This window comes from Kitasatospora sp. UYEF31, assembly GCF_057291755.1.
The window spans coordinates 22985-45404 of record NZ_JBXAWK010000037.1; the positions used below are offsets into that span (position 1 = coordinate 22985).

Annotated in this window: 22 protein-coding genes; 10 read left to right on the forward strand and 12 right to left on the reverse strand. The window is 71.2% G+C overall.

All coding sequences use genetic code 11. The features are described from left to right. Nucleotides 1-14 precede the first annotated feature (14 nt). The 4 genes from AC0Z36_RS18835 to AC0Z36_RS18850 all read right to left on the reverse strand — a co-directional run bounded on the left by AC0Z36_RS18835 (nucleotide 15) and on the right by AC0Z36_RS18850 (nucleotide 6268). Nucleotides 15-2339 carry an ATP-binding SpoIIE family protein phosphatase gene (locus tag AC0Z36_RS18835; protein ID WP_485464102.1) on the reverse strand — a complete coding sequence of 775 codons (2325 nt, stop codon included), beginning with the start codon at nucleotides 2337-2339 and terminating at the stop codon, nucleotides 15-17. A gap of 360 nt (nucleotides 2340-2699) precedes the next feature. Further along, on the reverse strand, nucleotides 2700-4268 hold the full coding sequence (locus tag AC0Z36_RS18840) for an ATP-binding protein (RefSeq protein ID WP_485464103.1): 1569 nt from the start codon (nucleotides 4266-4268) through the stop codon (nucleotides 2700-2702). A 239-nt stretch (nucleotides 4269-4507) separates the two neighbouring features. Next, nucleotides 4508-4702: a hypothetical protein gene (locus AC0Z36_RS18845; protein ID WP_485464104.1), complete on the reverse strand. Its 195-nt coding sequence runs from the start codon at nucleotides 4700-4702 to the stop codon at nucleotides 4508-4510. A gap of 366 nt (nucleotides 4703-5068) precedes the next feature. Further along, entirely contained in the window at nucleotides 5069-6268 is a 1200-nt protein-coding gene (locus AC0Z36_RS18850; RefSeq protein ID WP_485464105.1) for a hypothetical protein, read from the reverse strand. 196 nt (nucleotides 6269-6464) lie between these two features. Here AC0Z36_RS18850 and AC0Z36_RS18855 point away from each other — a divergent pair, with 196 nt between their 5' ends. The 3 genes from AC0Z36_RS18855 to AC0Z36_RS18865 all read left to right on the forward strand — a co-directional run bounded on the left by AC0Z36_RS18855 (nucleotide 6465) and on the right by AC0Z36_RS18865 (nucleotide 9176). Beyond that, entirely contained in the window at nucleotides 6465-6917 is a 453-nt protein-coding gene (locus AC0Z36_RS18855; protein WP_485464106.1) for a flavodoxin family protein, read from the forward strand. A 219-nt stretch (nucleotides 6918-7136) separates the two neighbouring features. Continuing rightward, nucleotides 7137-7391, forward strand: coding sequence for a hypothetical protein (locus tag AC0Z36_RS18860; RefSeq protein ID WP_485464107.1), 255 nt, complete (start codon nucleotides 7137-7139; stop codon nucleotides 7389-7391). A gap of 330 nt (nucleotides 7392-7721) precedes the next feature. After that, complete coding sequence (locus AC0Z36_RS18865; RefSeq protein ID WP_485464108.1) at nucleotides 7722-9176, forward strand: acetyl-CoA acetyltransferase; 1455 nt, start codon at nucleotides 7722-7724, stop codon at nucleotides 9174-9176. 75 nt (nucleotides 9177-9251) lie between these two features. On the opposite strand, the gene AC0Z36_RS18870 is transcribed toward AC0Z36_RS18865, so the two are convergent. Both AC0Z36_RS18870 and AC0Z36_RS18875 read right to left on the reverse strand, forming a co-directional pair. Continuing rightward, nucleotides 9252-10439, reverse strand: coding sequence for a cation:proton antiporter (locus tag AC0Z36_RS18870; protein WP_485464109.1), 1188 nt, complete (start codon nucleotides 10437-10439; stop codon nucleotides 9252-9254). A 146-nt stretch (nucleotides 10440-10585) separates the two neighbouring features. Continuing rightward, nucleotides 10586-10813 carry a cation:proton antiporter regulatory subunit gene (locus AC0Z36_RS18875; protein ID WP_485464110.1) on the reverse strand — a complete coding sequence of 76 codons (228 nt, stop codon included), beginning with the start codon at nucleotides 10811-10813 and terminating at the stop codon, nucleotides 10586-10588. A gap of 105 nt (nucleotides 10814-10918) precedes the next feature. On the opposite strand from AC0Z36_RS18875, the gene AC0Z36_RS18880 reads away from it, so the two are divergent. Continuing rightward, nucleotides 10919-11989, forward strand: coding sequence for a tyrosine-type recombinase/integrase (locus AC0Z36_RS18880; RefSeq protein ID WP_485464111.1), 1071 nt, complete (start codon nucleotides 10919-10921; stop codon nucleotides 11987-11989). A 79-nt stretch (nucleotides 11990-12068) separates the two neighbouring features. On the opposite strand, the gene AC0Z36_RS18885 is transcribed toward AC0Z36_RS18880, so the two are convergent. From AC0Z36_RS18885 to AC0Z36_RS18895, 3 genes are read right to left on the reverse strand one after another with little or no spacing between them, the layout of a single operon-like run. Continuing rightward, on the reverse strand, nucleotides 12069-12509 hold the full coding sequence (locus tag AC0Z36_RS18885; RefSeq protein WP_485464112.1) for a hypothetical protein: 441 nt from the start codon (nucleotides 12507-12509) through the stop codon (nucleotides 12069-12071). After that, nucleotides 12493-13098: a serine hydrolase gene (locus tag AC0Z36_RS18890; protein ID WP_485464113.1), complete on the reverse strand. Its 606-nt coding sequence runs from the start codon at nucleotides 13096-13098 to the stop codon at nucleotides 12493-12495. The genes AC0Z36_RS18885 and AC0Z36_RS18890 overlap by 17 nt, the downstream gene beginning before the upstream one ends. A gap of 14 nt (nucleotides 13099-13112) precedes the next feature. Further along, nucleotides 13113-13496, reverse strand: coding sequence for a VOC family protein (locus tag AC0Z36_RS18895; protein WP_485464114.1), 384 nt, complete (start codon nucleotides 13494-13496; stop codon nucleotides 13113-13115). A gap of 77 nt (nucleotides 13497-13573) precedes the next feature. On the opposite strand from AC0Z36_RS18895, the gene AC0Z36_RS18900 reads away from it, so the two are divergent. From AC0Z36_RS18900 to AC0Z36_RS18920, 5 genes are all read left to right on the forward strand, one after another. Continuing rightward, nucleotides 13574-14599, forward strand: a complete 1026-nt coding sequence (locus AC0Z36_RS18900) for an ADP-ribosylglycohydrolase family protein (protein WP_485464115.1) — start codon at nucleotides 13574-13576, stop codon at nucleotides 14597-14599. A 115-nt stretch (nucleotides 14600-14714) separates the two neighbouring features. Beyond that, nucleotides 14715-16193 (forward strand): phosphatase PAP2 family protein, encoded by a 1479-nt coding sequence (locus AC0Z36_RS18905; protein ID WP_485464116.1) that lies wholly within the window; start codon nucleotides 14715-14717, stop codon nucleotides 16191-16193. 366 nt (nucleotides 16194-16559) lie between these two features. Continuing rightward, nucleotides 16560-16931 carry a hypothetical protein gene (locus tag AC0Z36_RS18910; RefSeq protein WP_485464117.1) on the forward strand — a complete coding sequence of 124 codons (372 nt, stop codon included), beginning with the start codon at nucleotides 16560-16562 and terminating at the stop codon, nucleotides 16929-16931. A gap of 115 nt (nucleotides 16932-17046) precedes the next feature. After that, on the forward strand, nucleotides 17047-18318 hold the full coding sequence (locus AC0Z36_RS18915; protein WP_485464144.1) for a MurT ligase domain-containing protein: 1272 nt from the start codon (nucleotides 17047-17049) through the stop codon (nucleotides 18316-18318). Then, a complete protein-coding gene (locus tag AC0Z36_RS18920) occupies nucleotides 18318-19058 on the forward strand; it encodes a type 1 glutamine amidotransferase (protein ID WP_485464145.1) in 741 nt (246 codons plus the stop codon). The genes AC0Z36_RS18915 and AC0Z36_RS18920 overlap by 1 nt, the downstream gene beginning before the upstream one ends. A gap of 230 nt (nucleotides 19059-19288) precedes the next feature. Here the strand turns inward: AC0Z36_RS18920 and AC0Z36_RS18925 are convergent, their stop codons facing one another. After that, the gene (locus AC0Z36_RS18925) at nucleotides 19289-20272 is read right to left on the reverse strand and encodes a cation diffusion facilitator family transporter (protein WP_485464118.1); all 984 of its coding nucleotides are present in this window, start codon (nucleotides 20270-20272) and stop codon (nucleotides 19289-19291) included. Continuing rightward, nucleotides 20269-20661: an ArsR/SmtB family transcription factor gene (locus AC0Z36_RS18930; protein WP_485464119.1), complete on the reverse strand. Its 393-nt coding sequence runs from the start codon at nucleotides 20659-20661 to the stop codon at nucleotides 20269-20271. Before AC0Z36_RS18930 ends, AC0Z36_RS18925 begins: the two co-directional genes overlap by 4 nt. Before the next feature lie 587 nt (nucleotides 20662-21248). Between AC0Z36_RS18930 and AC0Z36_RS18935 the strand changes: the two genes are divergently transcribed. Next, the gene (locus tag AC0Z36_RS18935; RefSeq protein ID WP_485464120.1) at nucleotides 21249-21698 is read left to right on the forward strand and encodes an ATP-binding protein; all 450 of its coding nucleotides are present in this window, start codon (nucleotides 21249-21251) and stop codon (nucleotides 21696-21698) included. A gap of 180 nt (nucleotides 21699-21878) precedes the next feature. Here the strand turns inward: AC0Z36_RS18935 and AC0Z36_RS18940 are convergent, their stop codons facing one another. Continuing rightward, nucleotides 21879-22316, reverse strand: a complete 438-nt coding sequence (locus tag AC0Z36_RS18940; RefSeq protein WP_485464121.1) for a phage tail protein — start codon at nucleotides 22314-22316, stop codon at nucleotides 21879-21881. Nucleotides 22317-22420: the final 104 nt, after the last annotated feature.

Consider the following 22420-nt stretch of genomic DNA (forward strand, 5'->3'; position numbering starts at 1 on the left):
CCAGCGGACCGGGGTCACCCGTCGGAGATCTCCGCCCACACGACCTTTCCGCTGTCGGTGGGCCGCACGCCCCAGTCCGCGGCCAGGGCCCCGACCATCGCCAGGCCCCGGTGCCGCTCGTCGAAGAGCGTGGCCGGCGACTCGCGCGGCATCCGCCCGTCGTGGTCGACGACCTCGACGACCAGTCGGCCGGGGTGGTGGCGCAGCTGCACCTGCATCGGCGTACGGGCGTGCTCCACCGCGTTGGACACCAGCTCCGTGACGATCGAGCGGACCGCGTCCACGTGCTCCTCCCGCCCCCAGCGGCCGAGCGTCGAGGTGGCGAACAGTCGTGCCTCACGGGCCGAACGGGGGTCGGCGGGCAGGTCGAGGCATGCGGCGAGCTCGACGCTGGCGCGGGCGCGGACCATCAGCAGGGCCACGTCGTCGTGCTCGTCGCCGGTGATCATCGAGGTGACCAGTTCGGTGCACACGGCCTGGACGTCCCCGCTGGCGCCGTCCATGTGCAGGGTGAGTTTGCGCAGCCGGTCGGTCAGCGACGCGTCGTGCCGTTCCACCAGCCCGTCGGTGTAGAGCAGGAGCCGGTCTCCAGGGTGGAAGGGCACGTAGGCGTCCTCGAACGTGGTGCCGTCCAGGCCGAGCGGCACGCCCAGGTCGTCGTCCAGGAGGTGGACGTCGCCGTCGGCGGCGATGAGTGCGGGCGGCAGGTGTCCGGCGTTGGACCACGTGATGGTGGCGCTGCCGGGGTCGTACACGGCGTAGACGCAGGTGGTGATGCGGTCCTGGTCGTCGTCCAGACCCAGCGCCAGACGGTTGAGGTGGCGCATGAGCTGGGCGGGCGGCAGGTCCATGACGGCGTACGCGCGCACTGCGGTGCGCAACTGGCCCATGACGGCGGCGGCTTTGAGGCCGCGTCCCATGACGTCGCCAATGACCAGGGCGATGCGTCCGGCGGACAGCGGGATGACGTCGTACCAGTCGCCGCCGACCTGCTGGCCCTTGGCACCCGGGAGGTAGCGGCAAGCGATGTCGAGCTCGTCCAGGACGGGCGGTGGCGTGGGCAGCAGGGTGGCCTGGAGTTCGACGGCGGTGTCGCTGACACGTCGGTAGAGGCGGGCGTTCTCGATGGCGGCGGCGGTCTGCGCGGCGATGCCCCGGGCGAGCTGTTCGTCGCGTTCTGTGAAGACGTGGGTGTGGGAGTGGGTGAACGCGATGCTGCCGAGGATGTCGCCGTCCCGAGTGGTGACGGGGAGGGACAGGAAGCTGCGGACGGGGGGTGTGGTGCCGAGGTGGGGCGGCGGGTGGGGGAGGTGCGTGAGAAGGCGGTCGCGTTCGGGGTGGCCGGCGAGGTCGCCGACGCGGACGACGCGGTGGTCGGTTCGGGGTGCCGTGGGCGGGTGGTGGCGCAGGAGTGCGGCGTGGACGCCGGAGACGGTCCACGGCGGGGTGGGCGTCCGGGTGGTGGGCAGGGCGTCGGGTTCGGGTTCCGGCTCGGTGTAGTGGAAGGCGCCGGTCTCGGCGGCGATGACAGAGGTGGCGGCGTCGGTCGCGGTCTGGATGAGGCGTTCGAGGTCGAGTTCGCGGGCGAGTTCGTGGCCGATGCGGTAGAGGGTCTCGACGATGCGGGTCTCTTGCTCGAGACGGTGCTGTTTGAAGTCGAGCTGTTCGGTCTGGTTGCGGCTGCGGTCGCGGTAGTCCGCCGCGGCGCGGGCCTGGTGGAGGCTGGCGGTCTCCTGTGCCGTGAGGAGTCTTTCGAGGGCTTCGAGGTGGCCGCCGCAGTGGGTGGGGGCGAGGGCGAGCTGGGTGGCGGCGGCCAGGGTGTGGAAGTGGCGGGCGGTGGTTTCGGGGACGGGGGTGCGGGCGTAGAGCAGGACGGTGAACTGCTGGTGGGCCGGGTGGCCGCAGGTGTAGCTGAGGACGGAGCGGATGCCGCGCCGGTGGACGAAGTCCTGGTCGGGGACGGCGAAGGAGTCGCGGGCGTCGGGGACCAGGCGGACGGTGCACGGGTTGTCGCCGGTGCCGTGCGGCCCGTGGACGAGGTGTCCGCCGCCCGGGGCGGTGCCGGTGTCGTCGGTCCGCAGGGCATCGGGCCCCGGGTCGCCGTAGACGGCCAGGAGGGTGGTGCGTGGCGCGCCGGTCCCGGGGTCGGGGACGGTGTGGAACAGGCAGGTGAGGACGGTCTGTTCGGTTCCGTCGACGGGGTCGTGGAAGCTCGTGTGCAGGTGGTGGACGAGGGCTTGGGCGGCGGTGGGCAGGTCGGGGGCACCCTGAGTGGCCCGGCGGAGCCCGGAGCTGTAGACGGCCATGTCGCTGACGGTGAAGTTGAGCAGGTCGTACACCGGCGTCCACGTCCTTATGTGTCACTGAGCGTGCTCACTGCGGTTTCATGATGACCTGGTGCCGGGTCGCGGGGTGGGGCTTTCGGGGGTTTTCGCAGGATGTGCGGGGTGGTTGTGGCACGGGCTTTCGTTCGGAGGCGGAGCGTGTTTCCCGATGGCCGCGAATGACCGGTTCGGATATGGGAATGCCCCGGTTCCCTGAGGCTGGGAAGCGGGGCCTTGCTGATGCGGGCTCCAAGCGTGGGCGTTGTCCTCATGTCCCCGTCGCTTCGCTCCGGGGTCGTTCGGCGCCCACGCGTCGCCCGAAGAGCTGCGTCCGCCGGACGCGCTCGGGGACGCTGCGCGCCCGTCGCTTCGTACTCAGATACCCGGTGCGGCGGTCTTCTCGAAGTCGTTCTTGTCGAAGTCGCGCTTCTCGGAGGTGGCCGGGCGTTCGGCCCGGGGGAGCAGGTCGAGCAGGCGCAGCCTGTCGGCCTCGTCGGTGTCGTCCTCGAGCGGGTCGGGCGTGTGGGGGACCTGGACGCGCAGTACGGGGCCGTGGCCGATGCGGGCGTATCCGCGGCCGGGGGGCATGTGGCCGCCGCCGCTGATGCCGGGTGCGGTGCCCAGGGTGTATTCGATGATCTCGGGGCTGAGGGGTCCCAGGGCGACGCGGGCGCGGGTCTGGGTGAACAGGGCAGGGCGGATGCGGTCGAGGTGTCCGGGGCGGACGGTGGCGATGATGCTGATGTTGGCCGTACGGCCCAGGCGCAGCGGCAGGTCGAGGAGTTCCTGGGGGTCGGGCAGGCCGTGGGCGGCGGCGTGTTCGGTGAGTTCGGTGATCTCGTCGAGGAGGACCCACAGGGGGTGGCGGTCGGCGTCGGGGACGGGGGTGCCGGTCTGTTTGGCGTGGGTGATGGCGGTGATGCGGCGGTTGGTCTCGTCGCGGAGCCAGGTGAGGGTTTCGACGGTGGGCTGGTAGCCGGCGTCGACGCGCAGTACGCCGGGGCGGTTGTTGAGGTAGGTGTGGTCGCCGCTGCCGGGGCCGTCGACGACGATCAGGTCGCCGTCGCGGAGGGCTTGGACAGCGATGGTGCGCAGCAGGGTGGATTTGCCGCTGGCGGCTTCGGCGACGACCAGGAGGTGGGGGTCGGTGCTGTGGTTTCCGGCGCGCCAGATGACGGGTGGCAGTTGGCGGGTCTGTCCGTCGAGGTGGACGGGGATGGTGCGGCTGGTGTGGGTGTTGTCGGTGAAGCCGAGGACGGTTTCGCTGGGTGCTGTGACGTAGGCCTGGGCGGGGACGGGTGGCGGGAGGTCGGGGAGTGCGGTGATGGTGAGGTGGTTGTGCTCGGTGTCCCAGTCGTAGTGGTACTGGCGGGTGCGGCCGGTCTTGGTTTCGATGACGCGTTCGATGCGGTGGCGGGTGGCGGGGTCGTCGTCGGTGAAGTAGGCGCTGTAGCGCAGTTCGAGGCGGGTGAGGCGGTCGTCGTCGAAGTGCCAGTTGTCGAAGGCGTCTTTGTAGTCGCCGCCGGGGGTGAACAGGCCGGCGGGGTCGTGGTCGTCGGAGAGGTGGGGGACGAGGGCGTTGTAGAGGGTTTCGAGCCGGCCGTCGGAGGGTTCGGGTGCGGGTGGTGGGGGCGGTGAGTTGTCGCGGCCGAGCCAGGCGGCGCTGCCGAGGAGGGACACGATGGCGATGAGTGGGGCGTAGGGGAGGAAGTACAGGGCGAGGAGGGCGGCGCCGCCGCCGATGGCGGCGGTTTTGCGTTTGTCGGCGGGGGCTGTCTTCCACCAGGTGCGGGCCCAGGTGAGTTGGGCGTGGAAGCCGCGGCCGAGGTGGAGGAGGGGGGCGAACATGTCGCGGGCGTGGTGGCCGATGCGGTGGGCGGCGTCTTTGGTTCCGCCGAGGCGCCGGGTGAGGGTGGCGAGGTTGGCTCGGGGTCCGGGGGACATGCGGGGCTCCTACGGGCAGGTGTGGGAGGTGGTTTTGTGGTGGTTATCGCGCGCGGCCCCGGTGCCGGTGGGGTCCGGTGCCGGGGCCGTTGTTGCGACTGGGCGCAGGGAAGGAGCGTGGCCGTAGGTGGCGTCTTTTCCAGGCGACGCGCGGCGCCGACCGGAGACTGAGCGCAGCGAAGGCTTAGGGAATGGCTTAGGGAAGGGAACTCCGAGCTTGGAGCCCGGTAACGGGCAGGTCAGAAGTTCAGTCCGCTGAGGAGGCTGGCGAGGCTGTTGCCGCTGGTGCGGATGTGGGGGGCGATCGAGGTGCTGGCGAGGTAGAAGCCGAGCAGTGCGCACACGACGGCGTGGGAGATCTTCATGTTGTCTTTTTTGAAGAACAGGAAGGCGACGATCCCGAAGAGGAGGACGCCGGAGATGGACAGGACCATGGTTTCTTCTCCTCGGGTGGGCGCGCTCGCGAGGTGGGGCGGGGACGCTTGATTACGGTGTGTGATTTTTATGTAACGAAAAGTAAGTGTATGAGAAAAGTCGCAAAACTTCGCAATTAGTGCATATTGCCTATTTGATCGGCGTGTGGCGTCGTGTGGCGTCGTGTGGCGTCGTGTGGCGTCGTGTGGCGGCGGGGGTGGACGCGGTGGGGTGCGCGTCAGGCGGGATCTACCTGACGGTTGGTTGCCGGGGAATCGCCCGTTGTGGTGACGCTGCCGCGTCGGCGGCCCGGGGGGGAGTTGGCGCCGCGGACGACACAGGGCCCCGGCGACCTGGTGGTCTCCGGGGCCCTGTGTGACGAGTCCTCAGTTCTTCGGCGTACGGCCGCTCTGCCGCGTCCGGCGGCTCCTGCGGTTGGTGGCCCGGCGCTCGGCTTCGGCCCGGGCGAGGTGCTCGGTGCGCAGCCACAGCGGGCGGGTGCCGAGCAGTTCGGCGACGTACGCCGCCGCCCACCGGCCGCTGCGGGGGCGCAGCGCGCGGACGAGGTCGGCGGGAAGGCTGAACAGTTCGGCGACGGCGTCGTCGGTGAGGGTGGACACGAGTTGGTCTGCGGCCCGGCAGGCGGCGTCGCCGGCCAGTTGCTGTTCGTACCATTCGTCGTCCAGGGCGCGGGCGAGGCGTTCGCCGGCACAGGTGAACTCGTAGTGGGCGTACAGCTCAAGGAGCCACACGGGGGGTGCCGCGGCGAGGCTGGCGATCTCGTCGCGGGGGATGTGCGCGGCGACGGACGGGAGATGGTGGGCGGCGTCCTCGGCGGGGATGTGCAGCCAGGCGGTGATCTCCCGGGGCCCGGCGAGGGTGCGGGCGGCCCGGTGGGCGGCGGGCAGACAGGAGGCTGCCTCCGCGGCGAGGGTGTCGGGCGTGAGACGGCAGGTGCGCACGAGTTCGGCGAGGTCGCGTACGGCGGTGTCGCCGGTGAAGCGGAGCAGCCAGTCGGGAGTGCTGCCGTGGGCCTGGTGCACGGCGGTGGCCCACACGATGTGGGCGACGGGGCCGGCTGTGGGGACGGGGCGCCGGGCGGTCATCCTGACGCGGGCGACGGCGGCCTCCTCGCGGTTGCGGGCGCGGGTGCGGGCGCCTTTGCGGGCCGCCTCCGAACGCGCGACAGCGGTTGCCGCGGCCCGGAGTTCACGGTCGGCGACGATGTGCGACGTCAGGGAGTCGACGTCCGCGGTCCGCCAGTAGCGCACGTCCAGGGTGCGGCCGTAGCGGTGCACGTGGACGCGGTCGACGACCGGGATGGCGGCGGCGCGGGCGACGCGCTGGAAGCTGGTGCGGCTGACGCCCAGCCGGGCGGCGGCTTCGGTCGCGTTGAGGGGTTCCTCGCGGCGCAGCGCGTCGAGGAAGCTGTCCGGGTGGGCGGCGGCGCGGGCGACGGCGGCCGGGTCGAAGGTGCCGTCGTCGTGCTGGGGGAGTAGTCCGGCGCGGGCGGCGAGCCGGACCTGGCGGGGGATCAGCCCCAGGGTCCGGCCTACTCGGGTGGCGTCGATACCTGCTCGGGTCACGTCCCGTCCCCTTCCGTGGGGTGACTGCGAACGGGGCCGAATCTAGACCGCTGCGCGGGCCGCGGGGGGCGGTATGCGGGAAAGAGTGGGGAAAACGACGTGAACAATCCCTGCGGGTGACACGCGGTTGGGCCGTACGGGTGAGGAGTGGTGGCGGGTTGCCTTGTGGCTCACGGTGCTGGCACCGTTCGGACGCATGGCCACCCTTCTTGTTGTGCACCACACTCCCTCGCCCGTTCTCGCCGAAATGCTCGAAGCCGTTTTGTCGGGCGCGCGGGACCCGGGGATTGAGGGTGTGGAGATCGTGGTGCGCCCGGCGTTGACGTGTTCGCCGGTGGACGTCCTGGAGGCGGACGGCTATCTCCTGGGGACCCCGGCGAACCTGGGGTACATGTCCGGCGCTTTGAAGCATTTCTTCGACCAGGTGTACTACCCGGTGCTGCACGCGACGGTGAAGAGGCCGTACGGGTTGTATGTGCACGGCGGCAGCGACACCACGGGCGCGGTGCGGTCGGTGGAGTCGGCGGCGACCGGGCTGCAGTGGCGGCGGGTGCGCCCGCCGGTGGAGGTCGCGGGCCCGTTGGACAAGGCGGCGTTGGCGGCGTGCGCGGAGCTGGGCGCGGTGGTCGCCGCGGAACTTACGGCGTAGCGACTTGGCCTGCGTCCGGGGAGTCGCGGGTTCACGTGCCGCTTGCTTGCGAGGGGAGGCCCGTTCCCGTGCTACTTGACATAATGTACATTATCGGCGATTTTCGGGGAATCGCCGGAAGGGGCTGGTCCGGGCCCCCGGGACTACATCGAACGGTGCACGCCGGCTCTCCTCAACCGCGACGATGTCCGGACGGTCACCGCTGGGCATGCTTGTGGGATGGACTCAACAAGGAGCACCCGGGGTAAGGCAGTCGCCATGTGGGGCGTACTGGAAGTCGCCGGCTGGATTGTCCTGGTCCAGGGCGCGGGTTCGGTGATCGCCCCGGCGCTGGGCGGTGACCACAAGTGGATCGGGATGCTGGAGTGGGCCGACGGCCTCCAGCCGTTCATCGGCATCGTGATGGTCTTCGTCGGAGGGTTCCTGGTCTGGGCCTGCAGTCGGACCCGTAAAGCCGCTAAAGCCGTCGGCTGATCCCCCGTACAACTTTGAAATGATCTTGATTTTGCCCGCCCCGCGCCTTCGTCCCCGCCCCGGACGGCGGTGTCCGGCGTGCGGGTGCCCCCGGGTCGTGTCAGCGTGGGGGTGAGGGCGAGGGCGTCCCCCGCGAAGGGAGGCCCGGCGGACTGATGGAGTCATGTCGTGTAATGGCGATTACACGACATGGCTTTGTCGTGGTCGAGAATCCCCGCCGGCCGGAGTCACTGACGTTCAGTCATCAACCTGCTCCGGCCATGGAGTTCCCCGCGAACGTACGGCATCCTGACCGTTTTGACGGCAGAGGGCGTACGAAGGGCGGATGGCATGACACTGGACCCGCGGACACCGGTGCTGGTCGCCGTCGGAACGGCGCAGCAACGCGAGGACTCCCCCGGCGTCGGGGTCGAGGCCGTGGAATTGATGGTCCGGGCCGTTGAGGACGCCGTACGCGACGGTGGTTCTCCCGCGCTGGCCGCGGCTGTGGACCGGGTGCTGGTTCCCCGGGGCACCTGGAAGTACACCGATCCGGGGCGGGTCGTGGCCGACCGGGTGGGTGCGGTGAAGGCCCGGACGACGGTCGCCGACCTGGGGGTCCTCCAGCAGTCGTTGTTCACGAGGGCGTGCCGGGACGTCGTGTCGGGGGCGTCGGATGTCGTGCTGGTGGTCGGCGGTGAGGCGGCGTACCGGCGGTTGCGGGCCCGGATCGGCGGGGTCCGGGCGGCGGAGACCGACCAGGGCGGCCTGCGCCCGGACGAGGTCTGGTCGCCGGCCGCGGACATCATGGCGCGCGTTGAGGCGGAGCGGGGTTTCGCCGTCCCGGCGCGGCAGTACGCGGCGGTGGACTCGGCGTTGCGGGCCGCCGGGGGGCTCACCCTGGAAGCACACGCGCAGGAGGTTGCGCGGCTGTGGGCGGGGTTCTCGCAGGTGGCCACCGGCAACCCGGAGGCGTGGCGGCGCGACCCCGTGTCGGTGGACGACCTCGTCTCCCCCACGGGGCGGAACGCGTGGCTTGCGTCCCCGTACAGCAAATGGCATTGCTCGCAGATGAACGTGGACCAGGCCGCGGCGCTGGTCCTGTGCTCGGTGGAGGCGGCGCAGCGGCTGGGTGTGGCACGGGACCGGTGGGTGTTCCCGGTGGCCGCGGCGGAGTCGAACGTGATGGTGCCGGTGGTGGCGCGGGCCGAGTTGCACCGCTCCCCCGGTTTTGCGGCGGTGGGGGCGTGGCTGGCGGGTCAGGGTCTGGCCGCGGCTGATGCCGGTCATGTGGACCTGTACAGCTGTTTCCCGGCGGCGGTGCGTGTCCAGCAGCGGGAGATGGGTCTGGTGGACCGTGAGGTGGTGACGGTGACCGGTGGGATGGCGTTCGCGGGCGGGCCGTTGAACAACTACGCGTTGCAGTCGACGGTGGCGATGGCGCGGCTGCTGCGGTCTGATCCGGGGGCGACGGGGCTGGTGACGTCGGTGTCGGGGATGGTGACGAAACAAGGTGCGGGGGTGTGGTCGGCGACTCCCCCGGCGGGCGGGTTCGTGTATGCGGACGTGTCGCCGCAGGTCGGGGAACTGCCGGTGGTCGTCGACACGGAGGGCGTGGGGACGGTGGCCGGGTACACGGTCGGTTTCGACAAGGGCGCTCCGGCGGTCGGTGTCGCGGTGGTGTCGTTGCCGGACGGTGCCCGTACGGTCGCGTCGTCGTCGGACGCGGGCCTGGTGGCGGCGATGCTGACCGGCGAGTGGGTGGGCCGTCGGGTCCGGGTGCGGGAGGGAGCGCTCCTGCTGTGACGGTCTTGGGGTCTGCCGGGCGGCCCATGGTGGTCGCGGTGGCCTGCGAACCCGAAGACCACTGCTGCTGGCGCGTCAGCCGGTCGCGGTGGTCCGTGGTTTGGGCTGTGGCCCGAAGAGTTTGCGCAGCACGGGTTCGGCGTAGCGGGCGGTGAAGGGGCCGGCGATGACCATGATGAGGACGTACGCCGTGGCCAGCGGGCCCAGGCCCGGTTCGACGCCTGCGGTGATGGCGAGTCCGGCGATGACGATGGAGAACTCGCCGCGGGCCACGAGCGCGCCGCCGGCGCGGTAGCGGCCGGGTCTGGCGATGCCCGCCTGTTTGGCGGCCCAGTAGCCGGTGGCGATTTTGGTGAGGGTGGTGACCAGGGCCAGGCCGAGTGCGGGGAGCAGGTGGGCGGGCAGGTCGGCGGGGTTGGTGGACAGGCCGAAGAAGACGAAGAAGACGGCGGCGAACAGGTCCCGCAGGGGTGCGAGGAGGGATTCGGCGAGTTCGGCGACTTCGCCGGAGATGGCGATGCCGACGAGGAAGGCGCCGACGGCGGCGGAGACCTGGAGTTTGTCGGCGAGTCCGGCGACCAGGAGGGTCAGGCCCAGGACTCCCAGGAGGAGGAGTTCGGGCCGGTCGCTGGAGAGGGCCTGGGAGATGTGGTGGCCGTGCTTGAGGGCGAAGTAGAGCACGGTGCCGATGGCGGTCAGGGCGATGAGGACGGTGATGGAGCCGCCGAGGACGCCGACACCTGCCAGGACCGCGGTGAGGATGGGCAGGTAGACCGCCATGGAGAGGTCCTCAAGGACGAGGATGCTCAGGATGACGGGGGTCTCGCGGTTTCCCAGGCGGTCGAGGTCGGCGAGGACTTTGGCGATGACGCCGCTGGAGGACACCCAGGTGACGCCGGCCAGGACGAGGGCGGCGACCGGTCCCCACCCCAGGATGAAGGCGAGTGCCGCGCCGGGCAGGGCGTTGAGGAGGGCGTCGACGGCGCCTCCGGCGGCGCCCGCGCGCAGGTTGCCGACGAGTTCGCCCGGGGTGTATTCGAGGCCGAGCATCAGGAGCAGCAGGATGACGCCGATCTCGGCGCCGGTGGAGATGAAGGAGTCGGCGGCCTTGATGTCGACGAAGCCGCCGGAGCCGAAGGCCAGGCCGCCCAGGAGGTAGAGGGGGATGGGCGACATGCCCAGGCGTCCGGCGATGCGACCCAGGATGCTGAGGGCCAGGACGACGGCGCCGAGTTCTATGAGCAGGGTGGAGGTGTGGTGCACGGGGTTCCCGGTGTCGGGTTGGAACTGTGACTGGGCGGAGTGACGGCGGGTGGGAGGCTGTGAACCAGGGCTGTGAACCAGGGCTGTGAACCAGGGCTGTGAACCACAGCCGCTCCGCGGCGGGCGCCTCCGCTTGGAGCCCGGTGTCAGCGCTGGTCGTCGGTGAGCAGGCGGGCCAGGACGGCGGCTTCGGCGGCGGTCAGGGCGATGCCGGGGCGGCAGGCGTCCGGGTCGTCGTCGGCGTAGGAGGCGATGGAGCGTGACCCGTCGCGTTTGGTGACGACACTGATGACCTGTCCGCCTTTGAGGCTGATGCGGTACTGGGTGCCGATGCCGGGCAGCGGGTTCTTGCTGACGGACACTTCCTGGGGCACGGGTTGCTCCTTGTGCGCGGGATCTGCGGGATCTTTGGCTTTGTGTGGCAAGGGTACGACTGTGGGCGGTGTCCGGCCGCCGGTCGGTGAGTGTGGAGGTGTGCGGTGGCTGCGCCGCGGAAGCTGGACCGGGTTTGTGTGGGGCGCGCGGCGGACGAGTACGTCGACGCGTTGGGGCTGCGGGCGGCGATGGGGTCCTTGTCGGCGGCGACGGTGCGGGCTTACTCGCGGGATGTCGCGGAGTTCACCGCGCTGGTGGGTGCGGCGACGGTGCTGGACGACGTGGAGGCCCAGGACGTCGAGTTGGCCGTCGTACGGATCGCTTCCGCGCCGGACCGACGTTTCACGCGGGGCCGGAAGATCGGCGGTGACGGGGACGAGGTCCCGGGTCGCGGTCTGCACGCGCGGGCGCGCTGGCTGGCGTCCGTACGCGGACTGTTCTCGTGGGCCCTCGACCAGGGGTATGTGGTGGCCGATCCGATGCCGCAGGTGACCCGGGTGCGGGTTCCGTCGCGGGCCAAGGGGGCGCGCCTGGGTCTGAGTGTGGAGGAGGCGCGGGCGCTGCGGGACTCCCCCGGCGCTGTTCCGGCGAAGGAGGACGGCCGGCTGCGGGCCGACCAGGAGTTGGGCCTGCGCGACGAGGCGCTCCTGCGGTTGCTGACGGAGACGGGGCCGCGGGTGTCGGAGGTGTGCGCGGCCAACGTGGAGGACGTACGGCGGCACCGGACCTCGGGCGGGTGGGTGCTGCACATCCGCCGGGGCAAGGGCGGCCGGGCGCGGGACGTGCCGTTGTCGGACGCCCTGGTGGAGATCCTCGACCGTTACCAGGCGCGGGAGCGCCCGGCTCCCCCGGCGTCGGACGCGCCGCAGGCCCGCGCCGACGCCCAGCGGGCGCTGGTGGTGACGGTGCGGGGCCGGCGGATGGATCCGCGGGACGTCCAGCGGATGGTGCACCGGCATGTGCGGCACATGCCGCCGGGTCTGCGGCAGGAGGTGACGCCGCACGGTCTGCGGCACACGGCGGCGACGGTGCTGCTGCGGCAGGCGGGGGCGGATGTGGGGACGGTGGCCGACATCCTGGGCCATGGGGATGTGTCGACGACGTCGGTGTACCTGGACCCGTCGTCGGTGGCCGCGGCCGAGGCGCTGGGGCGGTCACCTTTGGCGCAGCCGTAGGTTGCCGGGGTTGCAGGGGTGCTCCGGCCCCGGCAACGCGGGGGCGCGCAGGGAAGGGGGGTGCCCTGGTGGTCCCCGGTCAGCGGCGGCCGGTGGCCAGGATGACGAGGAACTGGCCGCCGCCCGCCTCGATACCGGCGGTCACCGGCAGCCCCGGTACCAGTCGGGAGAACCGGTCCACCAGCCAGTCCGCCGCTTCTTGGGCGTCCCGCCTGGTCGGACAACGGCCCACCATCTCGCGGCCCCCCTTGCGCTCCAGCCTCCCGGCGACGGCGACCAGCGGCGCGGGTTCGACCACGTACAGGCGGTCCGGCCAGGCGATGACCACCTTGACCGCGCCCTTGCGGGTGTTGCACCCGCGGTGCGCGAGCCGCTCGGCGACCTTGGCCTTCCGGTCGGCGGTCCGGCTGTCAACGCTGGGCCCCCGCGGGTCGTTCACCGACTTGTCGGAGTCGACCGGTTCGTCGCACACCCAGCACCGCCAGCTGTCACGCTCGGCCACATCATCGAGGAGACTCATCCGGGCAAACTAGCCTGCCCAGCCGCCACCCCGCGCACCAGGCCCTCGGCAACCAGGTGAACTGTGGTCCATGTCGTCCCCGCACCACTCCTGGCAGCCAGCGGTCGACCGTGTCATCCAGGGACAGTTCGCCCTCGGCCTCCAGTTGGCGGACCACGGTGGCGACCAGCGTCTTGGACGTGCTGGTCATGCGGAAGTAGCCGTCGGAAGGGACCAGGCGGCCGGTGTTCAGGTCGGCGGTGCCGCTGGAAGATGGCCGCTCTGTGCGGGGCGAAGGGCGCGCAGCGTCCCGAGCGCGACCGGAGGTCGCGGCTTGACCGGGCGACGCGCAGGCGCCGAACGACGACTGAGCGACACTCCCACAAGGCGAGGGCGCGCAGCGTCCCGAGCGCGACCGGAGGTCGCGGCTTGACCGGGCGACGCGCAGGCGCCGAACGACGACTGAGCGACACTCCCACAAGGCGAGGGCGCGCAGCGTCCCGAGCGCGACCGGAGGTCGCGGCTTGACCGGGCGACGCGCAGGCGCCGAACGACGACTGAGCGAAGCGAAGGCGGCGTGAGGAAAACGCCTGCGCTTGGAGCCCGGCATAAGTACAGCCCGGCCTAAGCCCTGTAGCGCAGCGGGTGTTCGGCTGGGATCTCGACGATGCAGATGCGCAGGCCGTCCGGGTCGGCGATCCACATCTCGTCCAGTCCCCACGGTTCGCGCCTGGGTTCGCGCAGGACGGTGACGCCCTGGGTGAGGAGTTCCTTGGCGGTGGCGGCGAGGTCGCGGACCTGGAGCCAGAGCTGGGTTGCTTCGGTGGGTGGGGTGTCGCTGCCGGCGGACACTTCGAGGTGTCCGCCGCCGAGGAAGAAGACGGTGCCGCGGGTGGGTCCGGTGCTGAATTCGCGGAGGATCGGGAGGTTGAGCACGTCGCGGTAGAAGGTGCGGGTGCGTTCGAGGTCGGTGGGCCGCAGGAGGATGCGGCTGGAGAGAACGTCCATGGGTGGTGTGTGGCCTGACGGGCTGTGGAATATGCGTGCGATGCGGCACGGACCTCTGATATCGTCAACATGACGATATGAAGGGGTGGTTCCTGATGGTGCGGGACGCGGTTGCGGGGAGCATGTTCGGGCTGGCGTACGGGGACGCCCTGGGCGCGGAGACGGAGTTCTGGCCGTACGCCAGGATCGTCAAGGAGTACGACCTGCCGGGGCCCATGGAGCTGAAGGGCTTCCCGGCGCAGGTCACCGACGACACGCAGATGATGCTGGCGGTCGCCGACGCCGTAGTGGCCACCCGCGGGGACGGCGGCGCGTTCACGGCCGAGCGTTTCGAGTCCCGCGTACGGGACCGGTTCCTGGCCTGGTGGGACTCCCCCGACAACAATCGTGCTCCGGGCAACACGTGCATGGGCGCGTGCGCGGTACTCGCCGCCGGCCTGCACTGGACGACCGCCACCCGGCGCGGCTCCAAGGGCTGTGGGGCGAACATGCGCACGACGCCGCTCGGCCTGACCGACGGGGTCGGTACGGACGACATGCTCGGCGCGGCGCAGCTCCAGGCGGCGCTGACGCACGGCCACCCCACCGCGCTGGCCGCGTCCGACCTGACGACCGCCGCGGTGCACACACTGCGCCACGGCACGGCCCCGCGGGACCTCCCGGCCTTCCTGCGGGCGCACGCGCAGGCGCAGCGCAGCGTCTACCGGGGTGACTGGCTGGGCGACGAGCTGTGGCGGGGCCCGTTCGGCTCGACCCCTGAGGCGTTCATCGAGCGCGGGTGGGACGAGTGCCTGGAGGTCCTGGACCGGCTTGACGCCGGGGTGGCGGACGGGGACCGCCGGACGGACCCGTGCCAGGCGACGGGGCAGGGCTGGATCGCCGAGGAGGCCTTGGCGACGGCGGTCCTGTGCTTCCGGTTGTACGTGGACGAGCCGGTGTGTGTGCTGGCCCGGGGCGCGGCGACGGGCGGTGACTCGGACTCGATCGCGGCGATCGCCGGGGCGCTGGTGGGGGCGGCGTACGGCATGGACGTGTGGCCGCAGGGCTGGGCTGAGCAGATCGAGTACAACGGGGACCTCAAGCGTCTTTCAGGCTTGTTGTGAGTTTCCGCTGAGGGCTTGTCAGGCGTCCGCCCGCCCGCCCCGTACGCTCGACGCGTTCGAAGTCGGGTTAGTGGGTAGAGGCGGGCGCATGGGAATGATCCACAATCTTGACCGGATGGCATTCATCTGGGTGGCTGAGCATCATGTGCCGTGGGCGAACCGTGCGTTGCCGGCGTTGTCGCGGGCGGCGAACCACTCCCGGGTGTGGGGTGTCGCGGCGGCCGGGATGGCTCTGGCGGGCGGGCGTCCGGGGCGGCGGGCGGCACTGCGTGGTGTGGGGTCGGTGGCGTTGGCCTCGGCGGTGACCAACACGGTCCTGAAGTCGTGGATCCGTCGGCCGCGTCCGCTGCTCGACCCGGTGCCGCATGTGCGGCGGTTGCACAAGCAGCCGTGGACGACGTCGTTCCCTTCGGGGCACGCGGCCTCGGCGGCGGCGTTCGCCGCGGGTGTGGCGCTGGAGTCCCCGAAACTCGGTGTCGCGGTGGGCGCGGTCGCCGGCGGGGTGGCGTTCTCCCGGGTGTACACGGGGGTGCATTACCCCGGTGACGTGCTGGCGGGTGCCGCGCTGGGCGTGGGGATGGCGGCGGTGACGCTGCGGTGGTGGCCGCGCCGGCCCGACCAGGCGGCGCTGGCGGCTGTGGTGCGTACGGAAGTGCCGCAGTTGTCCCAGGGCGCGGGGCTGGTCGTGGTGACCAACGCGTCCGCGGGGCCGACGGTGCCGGGGGTCACGCCCGAGGAGAGTGTCGCGGCGCGGATCAGGGCGCTGCTGCCGCAGGCCACGGTGATCGAGCGCGGCCCCGACGAGGACCTGATGGAGGCGTTGTCGAAGGCCGCCGACGGTGCGGCGGTGCTCGGTGTGGCCGGCGGCGACGGGTCGGTCAACTGCGGGGCCAGGGTGGCTCTGGACCAGGGCCTGCCGTTGGCGGTGTTCCCGGCCGGGACGCTGAACCACTTCGCCGGTGACCTGGGCCTGTACCGCCTGGAGGACACCGCGCAGGCGCTGGGTGAGGGCTGTGCGGTCCTGGTGGACGTGGCCGAGCTGGCCCGGGACCGGGCGCACGCGTTCGCCGATCCGGACGACGGCGAGCCGGAGATCTTCCTCAACACGTTCTCGCTGGGCGTGTACCCCGAGCTGGTGCGGGTGCGCGAGTCCTTGGAGGGCCGGATCGGCAAGTGGCCGGCGATGACGTGGGCGCTGGCGAAGGTGCTGCGGGACGGCCGTCCGGTGAAGATGCGGGTCAACGGCCGTCCCCGGACGGTGTGGCTGCTGTTCCTGGGCAACGGGGAGTACGCCCCGGCGGGGTTCACCCCCACTTACCGCCCGGACCTGTCCGACGGGCTGCTCGACGTGCGGCTGGTGGACGCGGCGCGCAGGTTCGCCCGGACCCGCCTGGTGGCCGCGGTGCTGACCGGCACCCTTGGTCGTTCGCGGGTGTACGAGGCGGGCACCGCCCCCACTGTGCGGCTCACCGAGATCCAGGAGGGCGCGGAGCTGGCCGTGGACGGCGAGGTCCGGCCCGGCGCCTCGCAACTGCAGGTGGCCAAGACGCGTCGTCTGGTGGTGTACCGCCCCGACGGGGCACACCGTGAGTAAGCCGTACAAGACGACGGACGTGAGGCGTCCCGAGTCGCGCCACGGTGAGGCGACTGAGCAAAGCGAAGCGAAGGCAGCACCACGAACGAGGCGACCGAGCGACAGCGAGGGAGCGCGACCGAAGGTCGCAGCTTGTCCGGCGACGCACGGCGCCGAACGGCCCCGGAGCGAAGCGAAGGCAGCACCACGAACGAGGCGACCGAGCGACAGCGAGGGAGCGCGACCGAAGGTCGCAGCTTGTCCGGCGACGCACGGCGCCGAACGGCCCCGGAGCGAAGCGACGGGGACGTGAGGAGAACGCCGTGCTTGGAGCCGGCATTAGGGGGAGCACAGATGGACGCGGTTCGGATAGCCAGATTGTGTGCGGTGGCGCGGGTCGCGGCCGGGGTGGTGGCGGTGGCGTCGCCGAAGGTGGCGGTGCGGTGGATGCCGGGCCGCGGCGGCCTCCCCGCCGACCAGTCGGCGCTGGTGCGGGGCCTTGGCGTACGCGATGTCGTCCTGGCCCTGGGCCTGTTGCAGGCCCTGGGCAACGGCAGGGGCACGGATCGGGAGGCGGCGGTGTGGGGCTGGTTCCAGGCGGTGTCCGACATCGTGGACGCGGCCGGTGCGGAACGTCCTGGACCCGCGCCGGTCGGCGACAGCGCGTACCGGGTCCTGCTCGCGGTGGCCGCCGCGGCGGTCGCGGTCGGCCTGGGGGCACCGGGCCAGGGGCTTCCAGCATCGGAGGAAGTGCGCTGACGGGGTACGCGTGGGGCGGCTGGGGTGCCGCGCTCGGTAGGGTTGGCGCCGAATGACGTCGGGTTGTCCGCGCTGCGGGTGGCCCCTGGAGGATCGGTAACCGATGGCAGGCAACATGGTCCCCGGCCCAGGGGGTGTGCAGCGGGGCTCTGAACCGCTGCCGCCGCGCGCGAAGCTGGCGATGGCCGCGTCGCGGGTCACCGCGGCGATCTCGCGGCGCGCGGGCAAGGGCAGCGGTTCGGTGATCGGGGGCAAACTGGCCCTGCGGATCGCGCCCGATCTGCTCGCACAGCTGTCCGACGGTCTGCAGACCGTGCTGGTGTCGGGCACCAACGGCAAGACGACCACGACGCGGCTGATCGCCGAGGCGATGCGGGCGGCGGGCCCGGTGGTGTCCAACGCGCTGGGCGCGAACATGCCCGCGGGCATCACCGCCGCGCTGGCCGGTGCCGGTCCTGAGGCGCAGTACGGCGTGATCGAGGTCGACGAGAAGTACCTGCCGGGTGTCGCCCGCGATGCTGAGCCTTTGGTGATCGCGCTGCTGAACCTGTCGCGCGACCAGCTGGACCGGGCCGCCGAGACCCGCATGATGGCTGAACTGTGGCGTGAGGGTCTGCGCGGTTCCGGCGCGGTCGTGGTGGCCAACGCCGACGACCCGCTGGTGGTGTGGTCGGCTTCGTCGAGCACCGAAGTGGTGTGGGTCGCCGTCGGCCAGACGTGGCAGGAGGACTCCTGGTCCTGTCCGTCGTGCGGTGGTGTGATGCAGCGTCCGGGTGACGACTGGTTCTGTGGTGAGTGCGACTTCCGTCGCCCGCAGGCCACGTGGGCGCTGGTGGGCGACCGTATGGTCGACCCGGACGGCAAGGTGTGGCCCATCCAGCTGAGCCTGCCGGGCCGGGCGAACCGGGCCAACGCGGTGACCGCGGCCGCGGTCGCGTCGGTGTTCGGTGTGCCGACGGCCGCCGCGATGGAGCGCATGACGCACGTCAAGGCGGTCGCCGGCCGGTACGACGTGGTCGAGTTCGCCGGGCGCAAACTGCGCCTGCTCCTGGCGAAGAATCCGGCGGGATGGGTCGAGACGTTCTCGCTCATCGACCCGCCGCCGACCCCGGTGATCTTGTCGGTCAACGCGCTGGACGCCGACGGCAAGGACACGTCCTGGATCTGGGACGTCGACTTCAGGCAGTTGGCCGGGCACCCGTTGTTCGTGCTGGGCCAGCGCCGCGTGGACCTGGCGGTGCGCCTGGACGTCGCGGGCCTGCCGTTCCAGGTGTTCGAAGACTTGTCCGACGCGGTGGCCGCGTGCCCGCCCGGACAGATCGAAGTGATCGCGAACTACACGGCGTTCCAGTCGCTGCGCCGTCGTATCAAGGGAGACCAGGCGTGATCGGGCAGAGCAGGCTTCGGATCGTTTGGGTCTACCCCGACTTGCTGAGCACTTACGGCGACCAGGGCAACGCCCTGATCGTGGAGCGCCGGGCGCAGTTGCGCGGAATCGAGGTCGAGCGGGTGGACGTGCGCTCGGACCAGGCGGTGCCGACGCAGGGCGACATCTACCTGATCGGCGGCGGTGAGGACCGCCCGCAGCGGCTGGCGGCTGAGCGGCTGCGCCGGGACCCGGGCCTGTCGCAGGCGGTGGCGTCCGGTGCGACGCTGCTCGCGGTGTGCGCGGGTTACCAGATCATCGGGCATGAGTTCGTCGACGACCTGGACCGGGTCGAGTCGGGCCTGGGCCTGCTCGATGTGACGTCCGGGCGCGGGCCGGTGGGCCGGCGTTGTGTGGGTGAGGTCCTGGCGGACGTCGCCCCGGAGCTGCGGCTCCCGCAGCTGTCCGGTTTCGAGAACCACCAGGGTGTGACGCACATCGGCCCCGGCGCCAGGCCGCTGGCCCGGGTGAGCTCCGGGTTCGGCAACGGTACGGGTGACGGCACTGAGGGCGCGTACAGCGGCAAGGTCATCGGCACTTACCTGCACGGTCCGGTGATGTCCCGCAACCCGGGTCTCGCGGACGTACTGATCACGTGGGCCACCGGTGTGCCGCTGACGCCGCTGGAGGACCGCTGGCACGAGCAGCTGCGCGCCGAGCGCCTGCGCGCGGTGCGCACCGCGGGTTCGAACTCGAACTGACGCGCCCGCTGAAGAAGGCGGGCTGAGGAGCAGCGGATTCGCGTATGGAAGGACCCCCGGGCGGGTGACCGCCTGGGGGTCCTTTCTGAATCCGGCTCCAAGCGCAGGCGTCGTCCGTCGCAGGGCGCCGGATCCGGACCCGTACCGGGGGTCAGTACCTGGAGGATTCGGCAACGCCGCGAGGGGCGGTGCCAGGCGGCGCGGGCCCGGGGGGAAACCCAGAACAGGACCTAGGTCGCGCAGTGTCCGGCGGCGCTGTCGCCTATGGTCAGCAGCCTCGACGGGACGTGGTCGACCTGCAGGGTGGTGTGTTCGATCCCCCATTTGTCGTGGAGGATCCGTTCCATGTCGACGCGCAGCGCGTGGCAGTCCCGGCCGGTGTCGACCAGGATGTGTGCGGACAGGGCGGGGAAGCCTGAGGTGATGGTCCATACGTGCAGGTCGTGGACTTCGGCGATGCCGTCCTGGTCGGTGAGCATGGCGCTGATCTCCGCGGGGTCGGCTCCGGCGGGGGCGGCTTCGAGCAGGATCTTCCACGAGTCGCGGACCAGGCCGACGCCGGCGTGCAGCATGAGGGCGGCGACGATGAGTGAGGCGATGGCGTCGGCGCGGGCGAAGCCGGTGGTGACGACGACGAGTCCGGCGATCGCGGTGGCGATGAACGCCCACAGGTCGTTGAGGACGTGCTGGTAGGCGCCTTGGACGTTGAGCGAGCTGCGGTTGGCCTTGGACATGAGGTAGGCGGCGGCGACGTTGACGACGATGCCGACCAGGGCGGTGGCCAGGACCAGGGCGCCCTTGACCTCGGGCGGGTCGAACAGGCGGCGGATGCCCTCGTAGCCGAACCAGACGACCATCAGCAGCAGGGTGATGCCGTTGACCTGCGCGGAGATGATTTCGGCGCGTTTGTAGCCGTACGTCCACTTGCCCCGGGCCGGTTTGGCGGCCAGGCGCATGGCGGCCAGGGCCAGGACGATCGCCATGGAGTCGGTGAGCATGTGCCCGGCGTCGGAGATCAGTGCCAGGGAGTTGGCGATGACGCCGACGACGACTTCGACGAGCAGGAATCCGACGAGCAGGGCCAGTGCGCCGGTGAGGTAGCGGCGGTCGGCGTCGGCGGACACGGCGTGGTTGTGTCCGCTGTGCCCGTCTTGGCCGGTTTTAAGCGCGGGCGCTGCGCGCCCGTCGCCGTCGTGGTCGTGCTCGGCGCTCATGCGGGGTCTCCAGGGGTCTCGGAGCTGTGGGTCAGGGCCAGGTCGAGGAGCATCCGTACGTGGGCGTCGGCGAGCTTGTAGTAGGCGCGGCGTCCGCTGCGGCGGGCGGTCACCACCCGGTGGGCCCGCAGCAGGCGCAGCTGGTGGGAGACGCCGGACTCGCTCTGTCCGATTGTCGCGGCCAGGTCGCATACGCACATCTCGCCGTCCAGGAGGGCGAGCAGCAGGCGGAGCCGGCCGGGGTCGCCCAGGAGGGCGAAGACCTCCGCCGCGCGGGTTGTGGCTTCGGGGCCGGGCAGGGTGCGGGTCACGTCGGTGACTTTGTCCCCGTCCACGGCCGGTACGGCGCAGGTGTCGTCCTGCGTGTGGTCCTGCGTGGTGCCGGTCATCAGGTCGCCTCCCGCCGGTTCCTTGATACCTGAATATCTGTTCATACGTTGACGTGATGACGATAGGGGTGGGGGGTATGAAAAGCAACCGCGCTCGAGGGCGGCCGCAGCCGGTACACCGTGCAGTGGACTGCCGACGGACCCGGGATCAGGCGGACTGCCGTGTAAGTGCCGGAGGGTGACGAGGCGGATCTGCCTCAGCCGTCGAGTAGCCGCCGTGCGGTGAGGGCAAACCTGGCCCGTATCAGTCCGGTGGGCTCCGTGGGTTCGATGCCCAGGGCCTTTCCGATCTGTTCGAGTCCGCGGGCGACGCTGCTGTGGCGCAGGTGAACTCCTGAACCGGCGTACGGAAGGAGCACACGCAACGGGAGCCGCCGAACACCACCGTCGCGCTACCACGAACTGTGCCGTTGCGGACACGGAGTAGTCGATCGGGCACGGAAACGGCCCCCGAAGTCGCTACGCTCATCGGAAAGGCCGCACAGCCGCACATCGGCCCCCGGGGGCAGCATGTCTCACTCCAGGTTCGGTCATCGCGCCGGACGTCCGACCGTTTCTGCTCCGTGCCTTCCCCGCGGAGGGACGGCATGACGGTGCTGGACGCCGGAACACCCGTCTACAGATTCGACATCCCACCCGACGCGGCGGTGGTGCCGCAGGTCCGGCGGGCGGTGCTCCAGGCCGCAGCCGCCTGGGGCCTGCCGCCGGGCTGCGACACCGCGTACAGCCTGCGGGTCATCGTGTCCGAGCTGGTCACCAACGCCGTCAAGCACGCCGGGGTGCTGTCCCCGCAGATTAGCGTCGTCGTCCGGCTGACCGCCGACGACAGCTTGTACGTCGGGGTGCACGACCAGCACCCCTTCCGGCCACGTGCCCTCCTGGAGACCGTGGACGACGACGCCGGCCGCGGGCTGCTCATCGTCAAAGCCCTGGTCACCGAGGCGTACGGCAGTTGTGGCGTGGAACCGGACGGCGATCTGGTGGGGAAGACGATCTGGGTCTCGCTGCCGCTCCGCAGCGGGGATCCCACCCGGTAGGCAGACCGTGTGCGGCGAATCAGCTTCCGCTCGGTGGTGATTTCGGCTCCGCGGGTTCTGCGCGGTCACCTCGGCCACCCGTGCGGACAGGTGCTCGGCGTCGGTGGTGGGGCGGGAACCCGGGAGCAGACGCCGGCCGTGCCGGTCCCGGCGCAGCCGGCGTCGTCACCGCGCACCCGGTCAGTGGAACTCGACACTCACCCGGTCGGCCGTCAGGACCACCTCTTCGAACTCATAGACGCCGTCGCCGTCCCGGTCACCGGTGGCGGACTTGACGGGGAAGGCGTTCACCAGCCTCCAGGTGACGAGCGGTCCGTCGCCCGTCCCGGCCGTCAACGCGATCGAGACGTCGCGCAAGTCGGCCTCGCTGTCGTCGATCCCGCCGACCCACTCCGCCCAGACGCCCTTCACGCTCCCCGGCTCACCGCGCCGCAGGGTCACCCGCGGCCGCTCCGGCCGGTCCGGTATCCGCAGCCAGTCCCCCGCTCCGTCCCGGTACTCGATCGTGTCGTAGGACACGGCCAGGCCGGAGGTCGAATTGAACGTGACCGACTCACCTCCGACCGTGCACCGGAAGCGGTAAGTGGGAGCGGGGGCGGAAACGATCTCGAACGTCATCGTGAGCCTCTCCAGCAAGAGGGCCGGGCCGGGAACAGACCGGATACGCGACGCTACAAGCTGACTGTCACTCAGGGAATCAAATCCGGCGACCGGCCCGGTGC